This window comes from Bacillus sp. FSL R5-0286 (genome assembly GCF_038593245.1).
In the GTDB taxonomy this organism is placed as follows: domain Bacteria; phylum Bacillota; class Bacilli; order Bacillales; family Bacillaceae; genus Bacillus; species Bacillus altitudinis.
The window spans coordinates 2,601,106-2,620,003 of record NZ_CP151977.1; the positions used below are offsets into that span (position 1 = coordinate 2,601,106).

The following is an 18,898-nucleotide window of genomic DNA, read 5'->3' on the forward strand; positions in this document are numbered from 1 at the left end:
ATGAACATGAGCCTGTCACATGCAATTGAGGGTAACTACATACATAACAAGGGAGAAGATCATGAAAGCCGTATTTTTCGATTTAGATGATACTTTGCTTTGGGATGAAAAAAGCATTCATACCACTTTTCAGGAAACATGCAGGGAAGCGGAAAAGAAATATGGACTTGATCCAGAATCGTTTGAACAGATCGTGCGTGAAGAAGCAAGAAAGCTGTACTCTTCTTATGAAACATATGATTATACTGTTATGATTGGCATTAATCCTTTTGAAGGACTGTGGTCTAATTTTAGTGAGCCGATTAGCGAAGGCTTTCAAAAGCTGAACGCCCTTGCACCAGAGTATCGCAAAAACGCATGGACAAACGGCTTAAAAGAGGCAGGCATTGACGATGAAGCATTTGGTCAATACTTAGCAGATTTCTTTGCAGCAGAGCGTAGAAAACGCCCATATGTCTATGAAGAAACGTATCCTGTTTTAGAGCGCCTGAAGGGCACTTATGAATTACTCCTTTTAACAAATGGAGATCCTAGTCTGCAAAAAGAAAAACTTGCAGGTGTTCCGGAACTTGCCCCTTACTTTAATGAAATTGTGATTTCAGGAGATTACGGAAAAGGAAAGCCTGATCCTGGCATCTTTGAGCACTGCCTTCAGCTGTTAAATCTCACAAAAGATGACGTCATCATGGTAGGAGATAATCCAAAAACAGATATTCTCGGCGCTTCTCGCGCTGGCATCCAAACCGTTTGGATCAATCGTCATGGCAAGAAAAATGAAACAGATGTGACACCAGATTATGAAATTAAAGACTTACACGAATTGTTTGATATTTTAAAATAAACCATAGGAAAAACACCCTTCTCCTGATCGAGATTGGGTGTTTTTTCGTTTTCGGCTATACAATTGCTGCTAAACTTTGTGCTTGACGATCTAAGCCTCGTGCTGCTTCTCCTACATTCATGAATTCCTCGCTTGCTTGCTTGACAAGATCCCGGTTTGTAAACACGCTTGTCTTTGCACGGCTTGTTCCGGTGCTGACCTTTTCAACTTCTAAATGGATCGCCTTCACATAACGATCCACCTTTACGATCGCTTCCTTTGAATCTGTCGCAAGCTTACGGATTTCTGCCGCGACGACACTAAAGCCATTTCCATAGGAACCCGCATGCGCAGCTTCTATGGCCGCGTTCAATGCGAGCAGCTGCGTTTGGGAAGCGATACTGTTAATCGTTGTAGCAATTGAGCTGATCGACTCCACCTGCTCTGTTAACCCTTCTAGCAAACTCATGTTTTGATCAGTTTCATTCGCGATATGTTCAAAAGAAGCATTTACACTTTGACTATGCTGGATGCCGATTTCCGCTCGCTCCATTAATTTTGCAGACATATCCTTTAGGTCTTCTACTACCTGCTTCATTGTGTTTTCTCTCTCCGTAATATCTGTTGCCACTTTCACGACAGCCACTACATTCCCCTCTTCATTGAGCACTGGCGTATACGTCGCTTCAAGCCATAAGGTGTCACCGTACTTCGTGATCCGCTGCACCTTTTCCTGAAACACTTGACCATTCTTCAAACGCTTCCAAAACATTTGATAACTTGCGTCTTCTGCAATATGCGGAGGACAAAACTGTCTATGCTTTAAACCAATCATTTCTTCCTTTGAATATTTCATGGCTTTTGCAAAAATATCATTGACCCATAGGACCTTACCTGTGACATCAAATTCAATCATCGCCAGTGAGTGCTCTAGCGCACGAAGCACAGCTGATTGCTCCAATACTTGTGTTGATACAGTATTTGTTGTTTGAATCATTGCTTTCATTCCCCCAATTTGCCTCTCTCTAATAGTACATACTTACCCATACTTTCGTACTATCTAAACGTATCATTTGCGCAAATGGATCACTAGTGGAGAATTTTTTTCCATAAGAAAAAAGCCAGCAACCTCAATAGATGAGATCACTGACTGTTTCGTTCGCCTTCATTATTTTTTTGCTTCTGCGACTGCATGTTTCACAAAAGCTTCGAGGTCCATTGTTTCTGAATCTTGTTCCCCATATTTTCTTACATTGACCGCGCCATTTTCTGCTTCTTGATCACCGACAACCAGCATGTACGGAATCTTTTGCATTTGCGCTTCTCTAATTTTGTATCCTATTTTTTCATCACGACTGTCTAATTCTACACGCAGTCCTTCAAGCTGCAAACGTTCTTGCACTTTTTTCGCGTAATCTAGATGGACAGATGGTGAAACCGGAATGACTTGGAATTGTACAGGTGCCAGCCATGTTGGAAGAGCTCCTTTGTATTCTTCAATTAAGAAGGCAACGAAGCGTTCCATTGTGGACACAACTCCTCTATGAATGACAACTGGACGATGGTGTTTTCCATCTTCTCCGATATATGTGAGATCGAAACGCTCTGGGAGTAAGAAGTCTAGCTGTACAGTAGACAAAGTCTCTTCTTTTCCAAGAGCTGTCTTTACTTGGACATCAAGCTTCGGACCATAAAATGCCGCTTCGCCTTCTGCTTCATAGTAGTCATGTCCAAGCTCGTCCATTGCATCTTTAAGCATAGACTGTGCTTTATTCCACATCGCATCATCGTCGAAATACTTCTCAGTATCTTCTGGATCACGGTAAGATAAGCGGAATGTGTAGTCATTCAAGCCAAAGTCTTGATACACTTCTTCAATTAGGCGTACTGTACGAATGAATTCGTCTTTGATTTGATCTGGACGAACAAAGATATGGGCATCGTTTAATGTCATCCCGCGAACACGCTGAAGGCCGGATAAAGCGCCTGACATTTCATAGCGGTGCATTGTACCAAGCTCTGCAATCCGAATTGGCAATTCACGATAGCTATGCGGTTCATTTTTGTAAATCATCATATGGTGCGGACAGTTCATTGGACGGAGAACAAGATCTTCATTGTCCATTTCCATCACAGGGAACATGTCTTCTTGATAATGCGCCCAGTGGCCTGATGTTTTATACAATTCTACACTCGCAAGAACGGGTGTATACACATGCTCATAACCAAGGCGTACTTCTTTATCAACAATATAACGCTCAATGACGCGGCGGATTGTTGCCCCTTTTGGCAGCCAGAGCGGAAGACCTTGGCCCACTTTTTGAGAGTTCGCAAACAGTTTCAATTCTTTGCCTAGTTTACGGTGATCACGCTCTTTTGCTTCTTCAAGCAGACGTAAATGCTCGTTTAATTCTTCTTTGCTGAAGAAAGCTGTTCCGTAAATACGCTGAAGCATTTGGTTGTTACTGTCGCCTCTCCAGTAAGCACCTGCAAGGCTTAACAGCTTGAATTCTTTGATTTTCCCTGTAGACGGCAAGTGAATACCGCGACATAGATCGAAGAATTCACCTTGCTCATAAATTGTGACGGCTTCGCCTTCTGGGATTGCTTCTAACAGCTCTAGCTTCAATTCATCGCCAATTGCTTCAAAGCGTGCTTTCGCTTCTTCTCTAGAAACTTCAATGCGCTCAATCGGCAAATTGCTGTTAATGATTTTTTTCATTTCTTTTTCAATCTTTGGTAAATCTTCAGGTGTAATCGCTACATCGATATCGACATCATAGTAAAAGCCATTTTCGATGACAGGGCCTACGCCAAACTGGACGTGATGCTCTTTTCCATAAATGCGTTTGATTGCCTGTGCAAGCAAATGCGCTGTGCTGTGTCGCATAATATCGAGCGCTTCTTCACTCTTATCTGTGATGATCTCGATTGTTCCACTTTCTAACAGCGGCGTACGCAGATCTATTTCTTTGCCGTTCAATTTACCGGCAAGCGCTTTTTTCTTTAGGCCTGGGCTAATTGATGCCGCGATGTCTTCTGTTGTAGCTGTTTTGTCAAACTCCTTGACTGCTCCATCTGGAAATGTAAGTTGAATTTGTTCTGACATCTCTAGTCACTCCTTTTTTTGGCAATATAAAAACCCCGCCCCCTGGAAAGGGACGAGGTTGAATAAACGGAATCGTGGTTCCACCCTTTTTCCCGTATTTGCAGCTTGCTTTGTCAAAAGCAAATACGGCTTGTGGTTCAATAACGGGAATTCCCGTCAGCTATTACTAAACAGTTCACAGCTGATGTTCAAAGGTGGTAAAGCAAATGGTCCTCTGCTAGGAAGCTTTCAGCCATGGCTTCCCTCTCTTTAAGCGGGTGTTCATTTGTTCATGTCCTTATCAATACGGTCTCTGTATGAAGTTACACCGTATTATAAAACGTTTTTTCGTGAAAATCAAGAAAGCTTTTCACTTTTCTTTTCCAAATGACTAGGAACAAATTGAACATGCTGTTCCTGAAACGAATGAAGAGGGAATACCTCAACTCTTTCTTGAAAAATATTTTGAATGGTTTGCACCATCGAGTGACCTGTATCATCTGTAAATAGGTCAATCTTTTGTGGCGCAATGGATACAAGCGGTGCAATCAACTGCGAATCAATATACATTGGATGCTCTCTTACAAACTGTCTGTCTATGTATTGTTTTTGATCACGCTCAGAAGCGTACCGAAATTCCCAAATCATCAGGCGGTCCTGATGTACAACATGTACTTTTTCAAGCTTAGGTTCTCTTGACATCACATAGTCTCGAAGGGATTGAATAAAGTTTTGATATTCTTGTTCCATTTTATATTCTTCGATGGATACTTCAACATAGTTCTTCAGCCTTCTGTCATACGCTGAGAGCCTAAATGTCATAAATGAACCAATGGAAAAAATACCTTGCTGTAAAGAAATCGTCTCAAGCTCTTTTTTTAACAGATCCTCCCTCGGTGGGTCTTGATGAATTCCAGGGATATCATCTAGATCCCCTTTCATGATGCTATGGGCGATTGAAAGAATTTGGTGCTGCTCTTCTGGATCTTTAAATAAGTATGTGTTTTCAAGGATGCTGCGCATGCGTTCATTTTCTTTGCATTCCAAAAAAAAGTGAATCAGTAATGTCCGCACAATGTGCTCTATGGCTTCTCCTGATTTCTTCGCTTCTATGAGAAGCCGGTCTTTCCCTTGTTGAATCGAAATGTGATGCCGACTGTCCAAGTGTTCAGCAAGATGTAAAAAAGCGGCGGTATCATATTCATCTTCAAAGATTATTTCAAGCATGTTTGTCCCCCCTAACGACATCTGTTACATATATATGGGGGGAACATAAAAAATAGACGCCTAAAATAAATCAGGCATCTTTCTTTTTAAAATCAGTGGCACTGAGATAAAGATCAAATAAATCAAACAAACAATCGCTAAGGCGGCATAATTTCCGCTCACAAAGCTTGATCCAAGGACATTTAACGCCACAGTACCAGGTATTAACCCTAAAAAAGTCGCTGCCGCAAATGCACGATAATTCGCACGTGAAGCTGCTGCGGCATAACTGACAAAATCAAAGTGAATGGGCGCAATGCGTAATAAGAGGATATAAAGAAATCCATGCTCTTGAATACGGGACGTCACCGCTTTTAGCTTCCGATTGCTTGATTCGGTTTCCTGCTTGTTTGAACGGAGGGTTGAGGCAAGCAGGAAAGATCCTGTTGCACCTGCTGTCGCACCAGCTAAGGCATAAATGGTCCCAAGGACACTGCCGAATGCCAAACCTGCTGCTAGCGAAAAGACGGTGAGAGGGACAAGCACAAATGGACGAAAAAGTGATAAGAAAAGAAAGACAAAGGGAGCCAACATCCCAAATTGAAGAATCCAATTCTTCACATCTTTCGGCGACAGTTGAAGATGCTGTTTGTTGAGCCACCATAGCACAGCAGCTAGGACGCCAATCACGAGGAAAAGCAGCCATTTTCTTTTATTCATTTCATCCGCTCCCCTTCACGTGACCTATCTTTTTATAAATGACGGCGATTTTCTCCTTCAAGCAGAACTGGTTCAGCTAGGTAGAGAATACGTTCCATTAATCGAGCTGCCTTCACCTCTTCTTTTTCCCCGCGCTGTGAGTACGTAAAGTGATGCTTTAACTCATTCGGTGAGAAATTAGAAGAGAAAAAAGTCGGCAGCTGCTCTGCCATGCGGTATTGCAAGATTGTTCCTAAAAGTTCATCTCGTACCCAGCTTGTCATCGACTCTGCTCCAATATCATCAAGCATTAAAATTGGTGTTGATTTGACCATATTCAGCTTCTCTTCGAGTGTATGATCAGCTAACGAATTTTTTAACTCTCTCACAAATTCAGGCACGTATACAAGGAGAGATGGATACTCTTTTACCGCTAGCTGCTGCGCAATCGCTGCCAGAATAAATGTTTTTCCGACCCCAAACTTTCCATGTAAATAGAGGCCTTTGCCCTTACCTGTTTCATCATAACTTTGCAAGAATTGACCTACTTTTTGAATGACTTCTTGTCTTCCAACCACATTTAAATCAGCAAACGTCGCTTGAAGAACATTCTGCGGAATATACATGCTTTTCATGAGTTCTTGCTGTTTTTTCTGTCTATCAAGCCGCAGTTTGACAGGACAAGGGGAATATTCAATATCAATGCTCTGACCTTTGATCACAAGCTTCGGGTGATACCCGTCTAAAATGACATTTACATTCTCTTCCTCTAAGCAGTAAGAACAACCCTTTGATTGTTGTACATATTCAAAGAGCCTGTTCAAGCTGCGATTGATCATGTCTTCTTGGATGTCCTCTTGATGCTCCTTTAAAAAAGCTTTTACATCTTCATCAGCTAGGACACTTTCTTTAATCTGATTGTATCTCACGCGAAAATCTACCCGCCCTTTTAGCTGATCAAATGAACGACCGATCGGTTTCATCTCCATCTCACCTCACATTAATGTGCATTGTACTTTTTCATATTATTAAACTGATCTAACAATTTTTCTTTTTCTCGTTCGAGGTCCTCTGTAGACAAGTTATCTGTCTGTTCTTTTGGCTGTTCTTTCGTTTCAGCTTCTTTCATCCAGTCAGGCAGCTTCTCCTCGCGGATCACTTTTCCTGACCCATATGATTGACGCTTATTTTTTTGCTGCGCCCATTCTGTCATTTGCCTATTCTCTTCTTTGGCAATTTTCATAGCAGCTGCCACTGTTTTGATTTTCTTTCGCACCCAGTGGGCGGCGATTTTCTGCATATATGTTTTGGACAGTTTCATATCGGTTTTTAGCAGTGTATAGTAGATCAGGACATTCATGACCCCAGGCTCTAGCTGCTGCTCAAGCATAATATCTTCAACAATTCTTAAGTCTGCATACGTCGGCTCAATGCCATCTGCCATATCTTTTAGAAGCTCTCTAGGCGAAATATGATCAAGCTTTTCAATCAATTTCGCATCAGGCGCATCTGCACCTGAATTCTGCGTGACATTGTGACGTAAATGCCTTGGCTGTTTTTGATCAATCAGCTTCGGCTGTTCACCTCTGTATTCAATTTGATACCAGTCTCTCGCTGCTTTTCGCAGATCCTCAGTTGATATCATCTGATCTGAACCACAGGCACCTGCGACAATATTTTGCATTTGCAGCGGGGTGATGCCATAGACGACCGCTAACTTCTTAATTGTCTCTTTCACTTGCTTTGTCAAAGCTTTTCTCGGAATCATCATATCCGACATGCCTGCTAACAATAGATCAAAATCAAAAGATTCATCTGAAAGCGGTGCAGGCTGACTTGAGCCAACTGTCACATATTCGTAGCCCTCGTCAAGCGATGACGCCTGATTGATTTCCTCTGTCATCTTGCGCTCTCCTGGCTGCAAGACGTGAAACACTTCTTCAAACGATCGGGAGATGTTCTTTGCATCAGCAGGAACTCCTGGATAAGAAAAATAATCACGAAGCTGCATATATTTTGCTTTCTCTACCCGATGATACAAAAGGACATTCAGCATACCGTCTTGGAAAAATTCATCCGGTCTCAGCGGCGGCACGAGCTCATATGTAAACAGTCTGCCTTCTTCCGTTTCCTGTTCATATGTGCGGAGTAATCCGATCGCTTCAAGCTTTAAGCGCTCCTCAAAAATATCATTTAAATTCGTTTGCAGCATCACCATCAGCTGACGGTGAGGTGCGGGTTTCCCCCACATTCGATTTTGTTCCAGCTCTCCCCACAGCGTCATGTATAAACTGAAAGCGGACATGCCAATAAGCGGCTGATATAAAAGAGTTATAAGCTGTCTATCGATGTCACCGAGCAATGAAGCGCTTTTGACGACATACGGATCGACGGCTAGCACTTCCTTCCAATGCTCTGTCATATGCTGATCCTCCCTTAATACGGTTGTCTTCATTGTACACTCTTTTTGCGTTTTACGCTTTACGCAGGAAAAAGAGCATGAAGAATCTTCAGCTCTTTTTTAGCGTTCTTTCTTTAATAAATCTTTTAATTCATCAATAAATACATTGATATCTTTAAATTGACGGTATACCGAGGCAAACCTGACGTAAGACACTTCATCAATTTTCGCCAGCTCGTCCATCACCATTTCCCCTACAAGCTCGCTTTTCACCTCTGACATGCCTTGGTTACGCAATTCCTTCTCGATGTTAAAGCAGACATCCTCGAGCTGTTTTAAAGCGACAGGACGCTTTTCACACGCTTTAATGAGGCCTCTCAGCATCTTTTCCCGGCTGAATTCTTCTCGAATTCCTTCTTTTTTCACCACAATCAATGGCAATTCTTCTAATTTTTCAAACGTCGTAAAGCGATATTGACAGCTTTCACACTCTCTTCTCCGACGGATGGACTTCCCTTCATCTACTGGTCTTGAATCAAGCACCCTTGTGCCAAGGTGCTGACATGTGGGACATTTCATTTCATCAGCTCCGATCTCTTCTTGGAAGTTGTTTGTCTAGTTCTTTATAAAGGGACAAAACAGCCTTTTGACTGTAGCCAAAGTCTGTTGGCAGTGCTGTTTCTGTTGTCACATTAAAATCGACAGCTGTTTCAAAAGGACGAATTGAAATGACAGTCGCCACGAGAAAAGCTTTTTTCGGCGTTCGTATGTTTGCGCTGATTTCACCTCGTTCTGCTGAAACAGATGTCACTTGATAGGAATCGTTTCTTAAAAGAACGGCTTCTACCGCTTGGAAAACTTGAGTTTGTGTCGATTTGTAGTAATGGCTTTTCAGCTCTGACACTGGATGATGGTCAGATGTTTCTGTATGATTTGAAATGAATCGTTTGAGCTTTTGTCCTAAAGTCATACACATATCCCCTTTGTCATAAACCCTCTTCTTTATTTTATAAAAAAAACCTTTGTTTTCCTAGAACAAAAGTATAGACAGGTTGGATCATGCTGGATGTCGTGTATGGAACAAATATAAAAAGGAGCATAACACAAAGGCATTTAATGCTTTTGGCCAGCTCCCATTGCAATCTTTTTTATGTTTACAGTGCTTTGGCTTGCGCCTGTTTCACTTGTACAGGTCCCATGCCTCGAGGAATTTCGATGTTTTCTCTTGTTTCAGCACCTAGTTCATCTCCGATATGATCTGCTGCAATATTCGGATCTAGATCGCCACAAGTATAAACATCTATGCTCGCATAACCATGTTCAGGAAAGCTGTGAATTGTCAGATGAGATTCAGAAATAATGACAACTCCACTTACTCCTTGAGGTGCAAATTTGTGAAAAGCAACCTCTCTTACTTCAGCTCCTGATTTCAAAGCTGCATTTACAAACGTTTTTTCAATAAAATCCATGTCGTTCAGTTTATCACAGTCGCATCCCCATAACTCGGAGATAACGTGACGTCCGATTGTTTCCATCATGGACCCCCCTTAAACAAGAATGAAAGAGTGAAGTTCTAAGCAGCCGGACCGGACATATACCACGGGGGAAAGTTAGTCCAAAGAGGTCCTAACCCTTTAAGTATACCCGAATGAGTCTGCGAACAAGAAGTTCACGAAAAATAGTATACTTTGTTTAGACCCATTTTGCAAGCTGTGTTTTTAGTGGGATTTTCTCTCATTTCTTGAAAAGGGACGTTCAGTCTTCTTCATTTCAAACAGCTGAAAGCTCTTTCATCTGGGAACCAACAAACTTTACAAGATCAACCACTCTGCAAGAATAGCCCCATTCATTGTCATACCATGCAAGAACTTTTACTTTTCTGCCTTCCATCACCATCGTTGTAAGTCCATCAACGACAGCAGAATAAGGGTTTGTGTTAAAGTCTGTGGAGACAAGTGGTTCATCGGTGTAATCTAATATGCCAGCAAGAGATGTTTTTGAAGCCGTTGCAAATGCAGCATTGACCTCTTCTGCTGTGACATCTTTTTTCAAGTCGACCACAAGATCAACCATCGATACATTAGAAACTGGCACTCGAAGTGCAAGTCCATGTAATTTCCCTTTCATGTGCGGCAGCACTAAAGAAAGCGCTTTAGCGGCACCCGTCGTCGTTGGAATGATGGACTGGGCACATGCTCTTGCCCGGCGCAAATCCTTGTGGGGGTTGTCGATATTTTTTTGATCATTTGTATAAGCATGAACCGTTGTCATTAAGCCGTTGTCGATGCCAAATTCATCATCTAACAATTTGACAACTGGCGCTAAACAGTTTGTTGTACAAGATGCGTTTGAAATAACGACGTGCTTTTCAGGATCAAGATCATCCTCATTGACACCCATTACAATTGTAACGTCTTCATTTTTACCTGGAGCTGTAAGTACGACCTTTTTCGCTCCGGCATCTATATGGCCCATCGCTTGATCTTTTGAATTAAATTTCCCTGTTGCTTCGATCACGATATCAATCCCAAGCTCTCCCCATGGAAGCTGCTTTGGGTCTCTATTATTGAGCAAAAGCACTCTTTTGCCATTGACAATCAACGCGTCATCTTCTGCTGTCACATCGCATTCGTAACGTCCATGATTTGTGTCATATTTAATTAAATGTGCTAGCGTTTCGGCAGGATAGCTTGCGTTCACCGCTACAATTTGAATTTGATCATCAAGCATTGCTTTTCTGAAGACCATGCGTCCAATTCTGCCAAACCCATTGATCGCTGCTTTTACCTTCATGAACAGGTCACTCCTCTATTATGTGTTATACTCAATAAATTTATTTATGAAATTAGTATATCACATTAGAATGTAATTGCCAGTATATAAACGTATATTTTCAAAAAAGGGCTGTTCTTTGCAATGAAATTGACGAAAAAAGCATAAAAAAAGAAGAGTACTGTATGTACTCTTACTTATCTGTATGTTCCCATTCGTTTAATATGTTCTCTAATTGCTTTCTAATAAAAGCAAGATCTTTTGTGTTTTCTATCACGCGGTCTGCTTTTTGGCATTTTTCCTCAAGAGGCTGCTGGGAGTGAATGCGATTCAGTGCTTCTTCCTCGCTCAGGTCGTTTCGATTCATGAGCCGCGACAGCTGCAATTCAGGCGTCGTGTACACAACGATGATGCGGTCGACTAGCCCTTCCAGCTTGCTCTCGAATAGGAGCGGGATATCAAGCACAACAAATGTTTCATTGTTGCTCACCCCTTCATCACGCTGCTCGAGCATTTCCTTTCTGACTTCAGGATGAACGATGGCATTGAGCTTTTTTCTTTTCTCTTCATCAGAAAAAATGATCGCTCCAAGCTGCTGCCGGTTCAGTTCACCATTTGGCAGAAGAACCTCTTCACCAAAAGTTTGAACGATTTGATGAAGGGCAGCCGATCCTTTAGAAACCGCTTCTTTTGCAATGATATCAGCATCCACCACCCGAATGCCTTTCTCTTTTATCATCTGCGAGACTGTGCTTTTTCCGCTAGCAATCCCGCCTGTTAATCCAATGACGAGCGTCAATTCGTTTCCTCCTTTACAGCTTCCACACCCCAATTAAAATGAGCAACAGCCCTGGTAAGCATGCGAGTTTATCGATCCAGCGCCAATTGGCCAAATAATGACCTGCACGCAGTCCGATGCATACAAACAGAGAACTCATCACAGCGACCGTGATGCTCATGACAATTGGAGAAAAACCAAGAATCGCTGCACCAATCCCTGCACCAAATGCATCGATGGATAAAGCAATTCCAAGAAGCACCGCTTCCATTCCATTAATGGTGCCAGAGCGGTCAATATCTGCGCTTGTAGGCTTTCGCAAAATATGAATGACAAGCCCAAGAGACTGCACTTCTACATTGAGAAGTGTTTTTTCATGAAGGAGCAAATCACGCTCTTTCGCTGGTTTATAAAATTGATACAGAACCCAAAGTCCGATGGCAATTAAGATGCCTCCACCCAGTTTATCTGTCACTGAGACAGGGAGGAATGTCGTGAGCAGGCTGCCAATCAGCATGGAAATGAGCAACACAATTCCTGAACAGCAAGCAATAATAACGATGGCTTTAAATGGAATCCTCATCTTGCGAAGACCATACGTAAAACCTACAGAAAAGCTGTCAATGCTGACGGCAATAGCTAAAAACAGAAGCGAAAACGAAATCATACCTGTACTCTTCCTTTCTGTTCATGCAACGATGATCAAGAGTCTCTAGGCGTCCTTAGACTCTTCTTCACTATATGAAGAGCAGGTGGGCTGTGTGTCAGTCTACACCTTGCTGAAAAAAGAATGTTTTTTATCGTATGCATGGCAAAAAGGAAGCATGCTGACGGCTTACCTTTATGAAGGGCGTTTTTGGCAGGTCACACAAAAATGGGTGCCGCGCCCTCCCACCACTGTTTTCTCTATGATACTGCCGCACGTCTGGCAAGGTTCTCCCCGCCGGTCATATACAAGAAGCTGTAATTGAAAAGTCCCAATATCACCTTGTGAATTGATGTAGGAGCGAATGGTGCTACCTCCTGCATCAACAGCCACTTGAAGCGTGTCAATAATATGTTTGTGGAGCACCTTGCAAGATGCAAGACTTAGCTGATTCGCTTTTGTTTCTGGATGAATACCTGATTTAAACAGCACTTCATCTACATAAATATTACCGAGGCCAACCACGATTTTTTGATCAAGTAAAGCCGTTTTGACTACGCGGGAGGTTTTCTTTAATTGCTCCCATAAATAGTCTGGTGTAAATGAATCTGAAAAAGGTTCATACCCCAGCTGTGATAGCGGAAGTTCTTTTTCTTCTTCGCCTGGCTGAAATAGATGCACCGTCCCAAATTTACGGACATCATGGTACCGAAGTTCGGTACCGTCTGTGAACGTAAAGACGACGTGTACATGTTTATCATAAGGCTCACCAGTTTCATGTACACGGTATTTCCCTTCCATTCTTAAATGGGAGACCATCACATAGTGGTCTAAATGAAAGAGTAGAAACTTCCCTCTTCTTTCAATGGTTTGAATGGTTTCTCCTACCATCCTTCTAGCGAACTCTTCCGGTTCCCCAGGACGTTTGATGATATTTGGCCATTTGATATCGACCGTTTCAATCGTTTTTCCTTTGACTAACCGTTGAAGAGTGCGCCGGACGGTCTCAACCTCTGGTAATTCCGGCATGCTCCTCGCTCCTTTTTCTCTCTCTTTATTTTGCGTCGTACCAAGATGGGCCTGAAGCGAAATCGACTTTTAGCGGCACATCGAGCTGAAGTGCGCTTTCCATGACTTCAGGGACGATTTTTTCTAATATGGCGATTTCTTCTTTTGGCGCTTCAAAGATCAGTTCATCGTGCACTTGCAATAACAGATTTGCCTGCAGATTCTCTTCTTTTAACTTTCGTGCCATATCAATCATCGCTTTTTTGATGATATCGGCAGCACTGCCTTGGATCGGTGTGTTCATTGCCGTTCTTTCCGCAAAGCTTTTCACATTAAAATTACGGCTTGTGATATCTGGGATATATCGTCTGCGTTTAAGAAGCGTGGTCACATATCCTTTTTGTTTTGCTTCCTGCACGATGTCCTCCATATAGGTTTTCACGCCTTTAAAGCTTGTTAAATAACGTTCAATGAAGGCCGCTGCTTCTTTTCTTGTAATCCCAAGGTTTTGAGACAGTCCATAATCACTAATTCCATATACGATTCCGAAGTTGACAGCTTTGGCCTGTCTTCTCATAGAGGAAGTCACTTCTTCTTCTGAGACATGGAACACATCCATGGCTGTTTTCGTGTGAATATCCATATCTTGCGTAAAGGCTTCAATCAAGTTCTCATCTTGAGAAATGTGCGCAAGGACACGCAGCTCAATTTGAGAATAGTCAGCTGCAAACATGAGCCAGCCTTCTTTTGACGGAACGAACGCTTGACGAATTTTTCGGCCTTCTTCTAAACGAATCGGGATGTTTTGAAGGTTTGGGTCTGTTGAGCTTAGTCTTCCTGTTTGTGTAAGTGCCTGATTAAATCTTGTGTGCACTTTATGCGTATCTTTGCGCGTCACTTTCATTAAGCCTTCCACATAAGTGGATTGCAGCTTTCCTATTTGACGGTAATGCAGAATGGACCGAATAATTTCGTGCTTATCTTCAAGCTTTTCAAGGACATCCGCAGACGTAGAGTAGCCTGTTTTGGTCTTTTTGATAACCGGCAGTCCTAATTTTTCAAATAAAATCACACCAAGTTGCTTCGGTGAATTGATGTTAAATGTTTCTCCTGCTAACCGATGAATGGTTTCTTCATATTCCTTCAGCTTCTTCGTGAGTTCTTCACCCATTTTCTGAAGACGTTCAACATCCACTTTTACCCCAAGAGATTCCATTTCACCTAAGATGAGGGCAAGTGGCAACTCTAAATCTTCATACAGCTCATGCTGATCATTCTTTTCTAACGCTTCAAGGGTCAAATCATGCAGCGCAGAGATCGCTGCTGCTTTTCTTCCAAGATGGTCTTTTAGCTCTTCTTCAGGTGGAATCGCCTGTTTCGCTCCTTTTCCGTAAACTTTTTCATCGGAAAGGGCTATGTTCAGGCCATATTCCTTCGCCACACTTGCAACGTCCTCATAGGATTTCTGCGGATTGACCACATAGGAAGCGAGCAGGACATCGTTATCGACACCTTTAAGATCAACATCATGCCATCTGAGCGCAACAACCGCTCTTTTGGAATCAAAGACCCATTTCTTCTTCGTTTCATCCTGTACCCATTGTTTAAACGCTTCAGATTGCAGAGCATCTTCTTTTGTCATAAAAAATGCACCGTTCTCATTATGGATCGCAAACCCTATCAAATCGGCTTCGTGATAATTGTCTCCTAGCTGTTCTACCACAAGTGCAGCGTGATCTGTCAGCATGTCCTCCGTGACATCTGTCATTTTCTTCACGTCTAGTTCGTCTATTTCTACTGGTTCATCTGATTCTGGCGCTTCTCCTAAACGCTCTAGCAGCGTTTGAAAGCCCAGTTCTTTATAAAGAGAGATGACCTGCTCCATGTGAGGACCTTCATAGGCGAGCTCTTTGCTTGACACATCTATTGGTGCTTCTACGAGAATCGTCGCCAGCTTTTTACTCATCACCGCTTGTTCTTTATATTCTTCAAGCTTTTCTTTTAGCTTTTTCCCGCTGACTTCGTCAATATGATCAAGCAGATTTTCAACCGTTTCAAACTGCTTTAGTAATTTGATCGCTGTTTTTTCACCGACACCAGGCACGCCAGGGATATTGTCTGATGAGTCTCCCATCAGCCCTTTCATGTCGATGATTTGATCTGGTCTGAGGCCGTATTTCTCTTCAATATGGGCCGGTGTGTAATATTCTACTTCTGTGATGCCTTTTTTCGTAATGGCTACTGTTGTATGGTCTGTTGAAAGCTGCGTTAAGTCTTTATCTCCTGAGAAGATTTTGACCTCAAAGCCGTCCTTTTCTGCCTCTACAGCCAGTGTGCCGATAATGTCATCCGCCTCGTATTGCGGAAGCTCGTACCTTTTCACTTGATAAGCATCTAATAGCTCACGGATGAACGGCATTTGTTCTGATAGTTCTGGCGGAGTTTTTTGTCTTCCGCCTTTATATTCCTTAAAGGTCTCGTGACGGAAGGTGGTTTTACCCGCATCAAATGCTACGAGCATATGAGTCGGCTTCTCGTCTTCCAGCATCTTCATTAAGATCATCGCAAAGCCATAAATGGCATTTGTATGTACGCCTTTATCATTGGATAATAGCGGCAAAGCAAAAAAGGCTCGATAAGCGAGACTGTTTCCATCCACAAGTACTAATTTCTTTTGATCTGTCATCTTTTAATCCTCCATCGACTGAGCCGGCTCAGCCGTCTCTTTCGCACATTGTATGTTCATTTTATCAAAGTTTATTTTGAAAAGAAAATAGACGAGCCTGCATAAAAAAGGGACGAAAACAACAAGTGTTTTCGTCCTTCCAAAATTGGCTCCTTGGATGAAGGGGTTCCTATTCATCCTACCAATGATTGATTAACAAAACATGAATTCATTGTAAAGATCATGTAAATTTTAACGCCACTTTCCATTCTTCTCTATTTTGACTTTAAACTCACGGTAAACGTCGTCCCTTTGCCTTGTTTGCTATGAACAGAAATCGTTCCTTCATGTGCTTCGACAAGGTGTTTGACAATGGCAAGACCAAGACCTGTACCGCCTGAGTTTCTACTTCTATCTTTATCAATTCGATAAAATCTCTCGAATATTCTTGGAATCTCACTCTTTTTCATACCGATCCCTGTATCTGCTACATCGAATTCATAGCTGTCTTTCCTCTGTCTTGCTGTGATCGTAACACTTCCTCCCTCTGGTGTATAGGTGAGGGCATTATTGATCAGGTTGAGGAAAATTTGTTTTAATCTCAGCGGATCTGCCATGACATAGACCGGCTCTTTCGGGACACGCACTTGTAGGTCAATGCCTTTTTCAGCAGCCTTTTGTTTTAGCAGCACTTCAATCTCTTGAATGATTTCTGTCGCATTAGCTTCTTGAATATTCAGCTTAAAATGCTGCTGTTCAATTTTCGAGAGATCAAGTAAGTCTTGGATGAGCGTTTCTAAACGAATACTCTCTTTTAGGATGATGGACAAAAATTGTGTCAGCGCTTCTTTGTCGTCAATGGCACCATCCAGAAGTGTTTCAGAAAAGCCTTTAATTGACGTGATCGGTGTCTTTAATTCATGTGACACGTTAGCGACAAAGTCTTTTCGCATCTGTTCTAGTTGCTTTGTTTCTGTTACATCATGAAAGACAAGAACAATCCCTTTCCATTCATCGTCTGTACTTAAGATCGGGACACCATCGACTTGGAAATAACGGCGCTCGATGTCAACAGCGAGACGTAAAAACTTTCGGACCTTGGTTTCTGTCATGAAAATTTCGTCTATTAACTCAATAATCTCTTCATGGGTAAAGGCTTCATGATACAGCTTGTGCATGTAAATATGTTTTTGCACTTTGAATTGCTTGCGGAATGTTCGATTGACTAAGTGAATATAGCCCATTTTATCAATCAAAATAATCCCCGCTCCAATGTTTTCAATGACTGTTTGCAGACGATCTCGCTGCATTTCGCCAGCGCTTGTCATGTCTTGAAGACTTTCTGCCAGACGCTTCATTGATGTATTGAGTTCACTTGTTTCAATGATCAGCTCTTCATAGTTATTTGTATCATAGTTCCCTCGTTCAAGCTGTTTGGCCACCTTTGTGGCATAATCAATCGGCTTTACATACTTCATCGACATGCGATAGCCAAAGAAGACGATGATAATGATGGCTGAACCAAGACAAAAGGCTAATGCAAGCCAGAGCTGACCATCAATCTCATTCAAAGGCTGGAATGAAGCATGAAGAAATAAATATCCCGCCGGTTCGTTTTGTTTCATCATTGGGACTGCATAATGAAACAGCGCATCCTTCTCATCCTCAATGAACGTTCCTTTTGTTTGGAGCTGCTCACTTTTCAGTGTGTTTAAAATGACAGCCCTTTGTTCTGCTTGACCCGTTGTATGTATGATATTCCCCTTCACGTCCACAATCGACGCATTCATATCGAGATGCTGCTTTGCTTGATTGAGAATCTTCTTGTTTTGCTCCGCATTCAAATCTTCAACATTCATAGAAGAAAGGAGAAAACTCGATTCCTTTTCCATTCGTTCGGTTAATTTTGTTTCATAGAAAATATGAAACATATGATCCAAGAAAAGACCAAGCGCAACAAACACAATAAACAAGAGAAAAATGAGCCCAGAAAAAAGGCGGGTTCTCACTTTACTCATTTGGCTTTGGCTCCTCCAATTTGTAACCTAAGCCTCGAATGGTTTTAATATATGTTGGTTTTTTCGTGTTCTTTTCAATTTTGTCCCGCAAGTGGCTGATATGCACATCCACAATACGAGTATCACCTGCAAAGTCATAATTCCAAACCGCACTTAACAATAGATCACGCGTAAGGACACGGCCTTTATGCTTAGCCAAATAAAGAAGCAGTTCAAATTCCTTTGGCGTGAGCTCTAGACGTTCTTCTTGGAAATAGACTTCGTAATGTTCAGGTAAAATGCGCAGGTCTCCAATTTTGATTTGGTCTGCAATGATCTCTTCCTTCTCTTCTTGCACGGGAGCCGGCTGAGATTGCTGTGCTCTTCTCAAAATGGCTTTTACCCGAGCACCCACTTCTCTAGGACTGAAAGGTTTTGTCATGTAATCATCGGCTCCAAGTTCAAGACCGAGCACCTTATCAAATTCATCGTCCTTTGCTGTCAGCATTAAAATAGGGAACATCATTTTTTGAATTCTCAGTTGTTTGCACACTTCAATGCCGTCCATTTTCGGAAGCATTAAATCAAGCACAATCAGATCAGGCTGTTCACTTGCTGCTTTTTCAAGCGCTTCTTCTCCGTCTCTTGCTGTGACGACATCGTAGCCCGCCCTTTCAAGGTTATAGCTTAGAAGTGTTACAATTGATTCTTCATCATCCACAACTAATATTTTTTTATTCATGTTGTGCCTCCAATTAGTGATTTCCCCTGCATCCGGTTTTTTGTATCTTATGTGAAAAGCGAGAAGTCATGCTTTC

Annotated in this window: 17 protein-coding genes and 1 other annotated feature; of the genes, 1 reads left to right on the forward strand and 16 read right to left on the reverse strand. The window is 42.1% G+C overall.

The annotated features are described in order from the left end of the window. Nucleotides 1-61 precede the first annotated feature (61 nt). A complete protein-coding gene (locus tag NST24_RS13385) occupies nucleotides 62-841 on the forward strand; it encodes an HAD family hydrolase (protein WP_024718651.1) in 780 nt (259 codons plus the stop codon). Nucleotides 842-896: 55 nt separating this feature from the next. Here the strand turns inward: NST24_RS13385 and NST24_RS13390 are convergent, their stop codons facing one another. The 16 genes from NST24_RS13390 to NST24_RS13465 form a co-directional block, all read right to left on the reverse strand. Then, the gene (locus tag NST24_RS13390) at nucleotides 897-1,817 is read right to left on the reverse strand and encodes a methyl-accepting chemotaxis protein (RefSeq protein WP_125589941.1); all 921 of its coding nucleotides are present in this window, start codon (nucleotides 1,815-1,817) and stop codon (nucleotides 897-899) included. Between the two features lie 171 nt (nucleotides 1,818-1,988). After that, a complete protein-coding gene (gene thrS, locus NST24_RS13395) occupies nucleotides 1,989-3,929 on the reverse strand; it encodes a threonine--tRNA ligase (protein ID WP_007501674.1) in 1,941 nt (646 codons plus the stop codon). A 45-nt stretch (nucleotides 3,930-3,974) separates the two neighbouring features. Next, nucleotides 3,975-4,222 (reverse strand) — a binding site (T-box leader). A 43-nt stretch (nucleotides 4,223-4,265) separates the two neighbouring features. Beyond that, nucleotides 4,266-5,135, reverse strand: coding sequence for a putative sporulation protein YtxC (gene ytxC, locus NST24_RS13400; RefSeq protein ID WP_160757462.1), 870 nt, complete (start codon nucleotides 5,133-5,135; stop codon nucleotides 4,266-4,268). A 60-nt stretch (nucleotides 5,136-5,195) separates the two neighbouring features. Beyond that, nucleotides 5,196-5,834, reverse strand: coding sequence for a TVP38/TMEM64 family protein (locus tag NST24_RS13405; RefSeq protein WP_160757461.1), 639 nt, complete (start codon nucleotides 5,832-5,834; stop codon nucleotides 5,196-5,198). Between the two features lie 32 nt (nucleotides 5,835-5,866). Then, the gene (gene dnaI / locus NST24_RS13410; protein WP_008346034.1) at nucleotides 5,867-6,796 is read right to left on the reverse strand and encodes a primosomal protein DnaI; all 930 of its coding nucleotides are present in this window, start codon (nucleotides 6,794-6,796) and stop codon (nucleotides 5,867-5,869) included. Nucleotides 6,797-6,813: 17 nt separating this feature from the next. Continuing rightward, nucleotides 6,814-8,235: a replication initiation and membrane attachment family protein gene (locus tag NST24_RS13415; protein ID WP_017367826.1), complete on the reverse strand. Its 1,422-nt coding sequence runs from the start codon at nucleotides 8,233-8,235 to the stop codon at nucleotides 6,814-6,816. Between the two features lie 99 nt (nucleotides 8,236-8,334). Beyond that, nucleotides 8,335-8,793, reverse strand: coding sequence for a transcriptional regulator NrdR (nrdR, locus tag NST24_RS13420; protein ID WP_003216720.1), 459 nt, complete (start codon nucleotides 8,791-8,793; stop codon nucleotides 8,335-8,337). A 4-nt stretch (nucleotides 8,794-8,797) separates the two neighbouring features. Next, nucleotides 8,798-9,184, reverse strand: a complete 387-nt coding sequence (locus tag NST24_RS13425; RefSeq protein ID WP_096881727.1) for a cytosolic protein — start codon at nucleotides 9,182-9,184, stop codon at nucleotides 8,798-8,800. A 184-nt stretch (nucleotides 9,185-9,368) separates the two neighbouring features. Then, nucleotides 9,369-9,749 carry an adenosylmethionine decarboxylase gene (speD, locus tag NST24_RS13430; RefSeq protein WP_003216492.1) on the reverse strand — a complete coding sequence of 127 codons (381 nt, stop codon included), beginning with the start codon at nucleotides 9,747-9,749 and terminating at the stop codon, nucleotides 9,369-9,371. 235 nt (nucleotides 9,750-9,984) lie between these two features. Next, nucleotides 9,985-11,007, reverse strand: a complete 1,023-nt coding sequence (locus NST24_RS13435; RefSeq protein WP_008346043.1) for a glyceraldehyde-3-phosphate dehydrogenase — start codon at nucleotides 11,005-11,007, stop codon at nucleotides 9,985-9,987. A 172-nt stretch (nucleotides 11,008-11,179) separates the two neighbouring features. Beyond that, nucleotides 11,180-11,785 (reverse strand): dephospho-CoA kinase, encoded by a 606-nt coding sequence (coaE, locus tag NST24_RS13440; RefSeq protein ID WP_024718656.1) that lies wholly within the window; start codon nucleotides 11,783-11,785, stop codon nucleotides 11,180-11,182. A 13-nt stretch (nucleotides 11,786-11,798) separates the two neighbouring features. Next, complete coding sequence (ytaF, locus tag NST24_RS13445) at nucleotides 11,799-12,431, reverse strand: sporulation membrane protein YtaF (protein WP_007501684.1); 633 nt, start codon at nucleotides 12,429-12,431, stop codon at nucleotides 11,799-11,801. 174 nt (nucleotides 12,432-12,605) lie between these two features. Then, nucleotides 12,606-13,439 (reverse strand): DNA-formamidopyrimidine glycosylase, encoded by an 834-nt coding sequence (gene mutM, locus NST24_RS13450; protein WP_342461887.1) that lies wholly within the window; start codon nucleotides 13,437-13,439, stop codon nucleotides 12,606-12,608. A gap of 25 nt (nucleotides 13,440-13,464) precedes the next feature. Continuing rightward, complete coding sequence (gene polA / locus NST24_RS13455) at nucleotides 13,465-16,104, reverse strand: DNA polymerase I (RefSeq protein ID WP_017358267.1); 2,640 nt, start codon at nucleotides 16,102-16,104, stop codon at nucleotides 13,465-13,467. 254 nt (nucleotides 16,105-16,358) lie between these two features. Further along, entirely contained in the window at nucleotides 16,359-18,101 is a 1,743-nt protein-coding gene (locus NST24_RS13460) for an ATP-binding protein (RefSeq protein ID WP_017358268.1), read from the reverse strand. After that, nucleotides 18,094-18,822: a response regulator transcription factor gene (locus tag NST24_RS13465; protein WP_007501691.1), complete on the reverse strand. Its 729-nt coding sequence runs from the start codon at nucleotides 18,820-18,822 to the stop codon at nucleotides 18,094-18,096. The genes NST24_RS13460 and NST24_RS13465 overlap by 8 nt, the downstream gene beginning before the upstream one ends. Nucleotides 18,823-18,898 lie beyond the last annotated feature (76 nt).